Source organism: Frankia sp. CeRuru1, from assembly GCF_977966315.1.
On sequence record NZ_CDWWEW010000430.1, the window covers coordinates 1 to 4,117 of the forward strand.

Consider the following 4,117-nt stretch of genomic DNA (forward strand, 5'->3'; position numbering starts at 1 on the left):
GCCGTCGAGAGACTTGCCGACAGTGACCGCGGTGCGTGGCTTCGGCACGCAGCCGCCGGCCCCACTACCCGCTGCGACGGGCTCCCCGCGGGCGTGGTCGCCGACCTCGACGCCGTATCCGCTGCCCGCGGACTCCGGCGGCGGCTCGAACGGCACGGCGGTCGCCGCGCCGTTCGCCGGCGTCCTGACCGGCCGTCCCGCGCCGCGGGGGCGCCTGGTCGCGCCCGGTCGCCCGGTCGTTCTCGGTCACCGGGTCCTCCTCGCGAGCATCCTGGTCGCGGGTCTGCTGGGCGGGGGGATCGGTGCGCTGCTCGTCTCGATGACCGAGCGCGGCAGCGACCGGCAGGCGTCGGCGGCCCTGCAGGTCGGTACCGCCGCGCCCAGCTCCGACCGCAGGTCGGTCGCGTCGATCGCCGCGACGGCTCTGCCCAGTGTGGTGACGATCGACGCCGGTGGCGGGGGGGCCGGCGATGCCGCGGGCACCGGCTCCGGGGTGATCATCAGCCCGGAGGGGTACATCCTGACGAACAACCACGTCGTGGCGCCCGCGGTCGCCGCCAGAACTCCGATCTCCGTGCGCCGCTACCAGGAGTTCGGCCAGGTCCAGGCCGACCTGGTCGGGCGGGATCCCAAGACTGACCTCGCCGTCCTGCGCATCCCGGCCCCGCAACCCCTGCCGGCGGCGGCGCTCGGCCAGTCCGGCTCGCTGGTCGTGGGAGCGCCGGTGGTTGCCATCGGGGCGCCGTTCGGCCTCGCCGGCACCGTGACGACCGGCGTTGTCAGCGCGCTCGACCGCAATCCCATGGTCCCGGCCGAGAGCGGCACCGACCCCACGGTGCTCATCGGGGCGATCCAGATCGACGCGGCGATCAATCCGGGCAACTCCGGTGGTCCGCTGCTCGACGGCCTCGGCCAGATAGTGGGGATCAATACCGCGATCGCCGCGGTGCCCGGCCATGAGTCCCAGAGCCAGAGCGGCAGCATCGGCGTGGGGTTCGCCATCCCGATCGACTTCGCCCGCTCGGTCGCTCAGGAGATCATCTCGACCGGCCGGGCGACCCACCCGTACCTCGGGGTGTCGGCTGCGACCGTCACCGCCGGCCAGGCGAAGGCCACGGGAACCACGCCGGGTGCCCGCATCGTCAACCTGGCGCCCGGTGGCCCCGCCGAGCGCGCCGGGCTGCGCGTCGGCGACATCATCACGCGGGTGGGCACCAGGGTCATCAGCGGGATGAATGACCTCATCGTCGCCGCCCGGCTCCACCGGGTAGGTGACCGGGTACCGGTCGCCTACGAACGCGCCGGGGCCACCGCGACCATCCAGCTGACACTGCAGGAACAACAGCGCTGAGCTGCAGGCATCTTTTCGTTGCCCGCGAGCTCCTTGCCCGTAACACCGGGAGAGGTACGCTCAGCGCGTGTTCAACGGTGTCGGGTGGGGTGAAGTCGTCGTCTTGCTCCTGATCGGGCTGTTCGTCTTCGGCCCGGACAGGTTGCCCAAGGCCGCCAGGGACGCGGGACGCGTGCTGCGTCAGCTGCGCCAGATGGCCAACGGCATGCGTAACGATCTCAGGTCCGAGCTGGGCCCGGAATTCGCCGATCTGGATATCCGGGATCTGCATCCCAAGACCTTCGTCCGCAAGCACCTGTTCGAGGACGATCCGGTTCTGCCGCCATACCTCACCAAGCGGACCTCGCTCGACTCGCTGCTCCTCGGTGACGATCCGCCCGCGGTGCCGTCACTGACCAAGTCCTCGCTGCCGAGAGATCCCGCGGCCAAGGACCCGGCTCGTCCCGGCGCCGAGGCCGCGGTCCCGGCGGCGCCGCCCGGTCCGGTGTCTCCTATGCTGTCGAAGGTCTCGCCGAGCAAGGCCTCCGCCGCCCGGGGCGTGCCGGCGCAGCCGGCACGGAGCGACGGCCCGGCGACAGAGGTGCCCTTCGACTCGGACGCCACCTGAGCCGACCCGACGCCACCTGAGGTTCGGCGCCGCCGTCGGCTCGAGGACCCGCCCCGGGGCGGGATCAGCCGGGGCCGGGCTCGCGTCGATCAGGCTGCGCGAACCGGGACGGACGGCCGATCGTAGGTGTTCAGCGCCCCACCGGCGTGAGGTTGAGGCTGCGTCCGGCGAGCCCACGGGAGCGGTAGGTGAGCCGGCCTGCCACCGCGTCCAGGGCCTTGCCCGCCTCGCTGTCCGGCTCGCCGATGACCAGTGGCACGCCGTTGTCGGCGCCTTCCCGGAGCCGGACGTCTACCGGGATCTGGGCCAGCAGCGGTACGTCATGACCGAGCACCCTGGTCAGCCGCTCGGCCACCGCCGCCCCGCCGCCGGAGCCGAACACGTCGACCCGCTCGCCGCAGTGCGGGCAGGGCAGCCACGCCATGTTCTCGACGACCCCGACCACGTTCTGCCGGGTCTGCACGGCGATGGTCCCGGCCCGCTCGGCGACCTCGGTGGCCGCCAGCTGCGGGGTCGTGACCAGCAGCAGTTCGGAGGACGGCACCAGCTGGGCCAGAGAGATGGCGATGTCACCGGTGCCGGGCGGCAGGTCCAGGAGAAGGACGTCCAGGTCACCCCAGAAGACGTCCGACAGGAACTGCTCCAGGGCACGGTGCAGCATCGGTCCGCGCCAGGTCACCGGCTGGTTGCCACGCGTGAACATCCCGGTGGAGATGACTCGCACCCCGTGCGCCTGGGGCGGCATGATCATCTTTTCGACCTGGGTGGGCGGGCGGTCGATGCCCAGCATGCGGGGCACGGAGTGCCCGTAGATGTCGGCATCGAGCACACCGACCGACAGGCCCGAACGGGCCATCGCGGCGGCCAGGTTCACGGTGATCGAGGACTTGCCGACGCCGCCCTTGCCGCTGGCGACGCCGTAGACCCTGGTGGTCGAGCCCGGTTGGGCGAAGGGAATCGCCTTGGGGGCGTTGCCCCCCCGCAGTTTCGCGTGCAGGGCACCGCGTTGCTCGTCCGACATGACCTGCAGATCGACGCGGACCTCGCGGACGCCCTTGACCGCGCTGACGGCTCGACTGACCCGATTGATGATCTCGTCGCGCATGGGGCAGCCGGACACGGTGAGCAGGACCCCGACGTCGACCGAGCCGTCGTCGAGCACGCGAACCGACGAGACCATGTCCAGCTCGGTGATGGGACGACCGATCTCGGGATCGTGCACCGTCGCCAGAGCCGACTGGACCGCGTCGGGGGAAGGCCGGGATAGGGACAAGGGAAACCTCAGTCACAGGTTGGTATCAGGTGCGGCCCGCCGGGCCGCCTGTGGGTCCACGATAGCCCGCGGGGGACGTGACGGTGCCGGCTCACAATTCCCGTCTGCCGTGTTCGGCGGACCGGGGAGCGTGCCCCGCCCTGTCGGCTTCACGACGGGTGCGGAGCGTGCCCATCGCCATGACCAGGGGTGATTGTGTCCTGGTATGTGCCTGGTATGTGTCCCGGTGACGGAGGCGGCTGCTTGGGACGGTTTTGCGGGCGGGCCGCGACGTAGGCTGATCGTGTGGGGGCGGGAGGACGCGATGGCAGTCGAAGAGATGTTCGGCGCCAGCTCCGAGACCGGCGAGGACTGGGTCGACGAACATGGGATGCGGGCCTGGCGTGAGCTGCTGCACTCCCATGCCCACGTGACCCGGGTCCTCGAGGCCGAGCTCGAGGCGGCTCACCGGCTTCCCCTGGCCTCGTACGACGTGCTGGTCCAGCTCGCCGAGGCCCCGAACGGCGAGTTGCGGATGAGCGAACTCGCCCAGGCGGTGCTGCTCTCCCGCAGCGGTCTCACCCGGTTGGTCGACCGGCTGGAACGGGAGGGACTGGTCGCCCGGCGGTCCTGCCCATCGGATGCCCGCGGCACGCTCGCCACCCTCACCCCGCAGGGGCTCGACCGGTTGCGGGCGGCCTCGGGCACCCACCTCAAGGGGGTCGCCCGGCACGTGCTCTCCCACTTCAGCCGAACCGAGCAGGACCTGCTCGCCGAGCTGCTGGGCCGGCTGAGCCCGCCGAGGCCGGGTGGCCACGGCCGGGGGTGCGGCGCGGACGCCTGAGTGGCCACGGCCTGCCGGCGCCACGGCCCGCCGGCAACCGCACCCCGGCCGGTACCCCAGCCG

Annotated in this window: 4 protein-coding genes; 3 read left to right on the plus strand and 1 reads right to left on the minus strand. The window is 71.9% G+C overall.

What is annotated here, in order from left to right; translation table 11 throughout:
- Both AC08OP_RS21960 and tatB read left to right on the plus strand, forming a co-directional pair.
- Positions 1-1,351: S1C family serine protease (locus AC08OP_RS21960; RefSeq protein WP_476615914.1), on the plus strand; the 1,351-nt coding region annotated here is incomplete at its 5' end.
- Positions 1,352-1,418: 67 nt separating this feature from the next.
- Entirely contained in the window at positions 1,419-1,958 is a 540-nt protein-coding gene (tatB, locus tag AC08OP_RS21965) for a Sec-independent protein translocase protein TatB (RefSeq protein WP_476593515.1), read from the plus strand.
- A gap of 130 nt (positions 1,959-2,088) precedes the next feature.
- Here tatB and AC08OP_RS21970 read toward each other — a convergent pair whose 3' ends face one another.
- On the minus strand, positions 2,089-3,231 hold the full coding sequence (locus tag AC08OP_RS21970) for an Mrp/NBP35 family ATP-binding protein (protein WP_462203872.1): 1,143 nt from the start codon (positions 3,229-3,231) through the stop codon (positions 2,089-2,091).
- A gap of 304 nt (positions 3,232-3,535) precedes the next feature.
- Between AC08OP_RS21970 and AC08OP_RS21975 the strand changes: the two genes are divergently transcribed.
- Positions 3,536-4,054, plus strand: coding sequence for a MarR family winged helix-turn-helix transcriptional regulator (locus AC08OP_RS21975; RefSeq protein WP_476615915.1), 519 nt, complete (start codon positions 3,536-3,538; stop codon positions 4,052-4,054).
- The last annotated feature ends 63 nt before the right edge of the window (positions 4,055-4,117 follow it).

Excerpts from the sequence above, each read along its gene's own strand:
- AC08OP_RS21975 (WP_476615915.1), top strand. The coding sequence starts at position 3,536 with ATGGCAGTCGAAGAGATGTTCGGCGCCAGCTCCGAGACCGGCGAGGAC.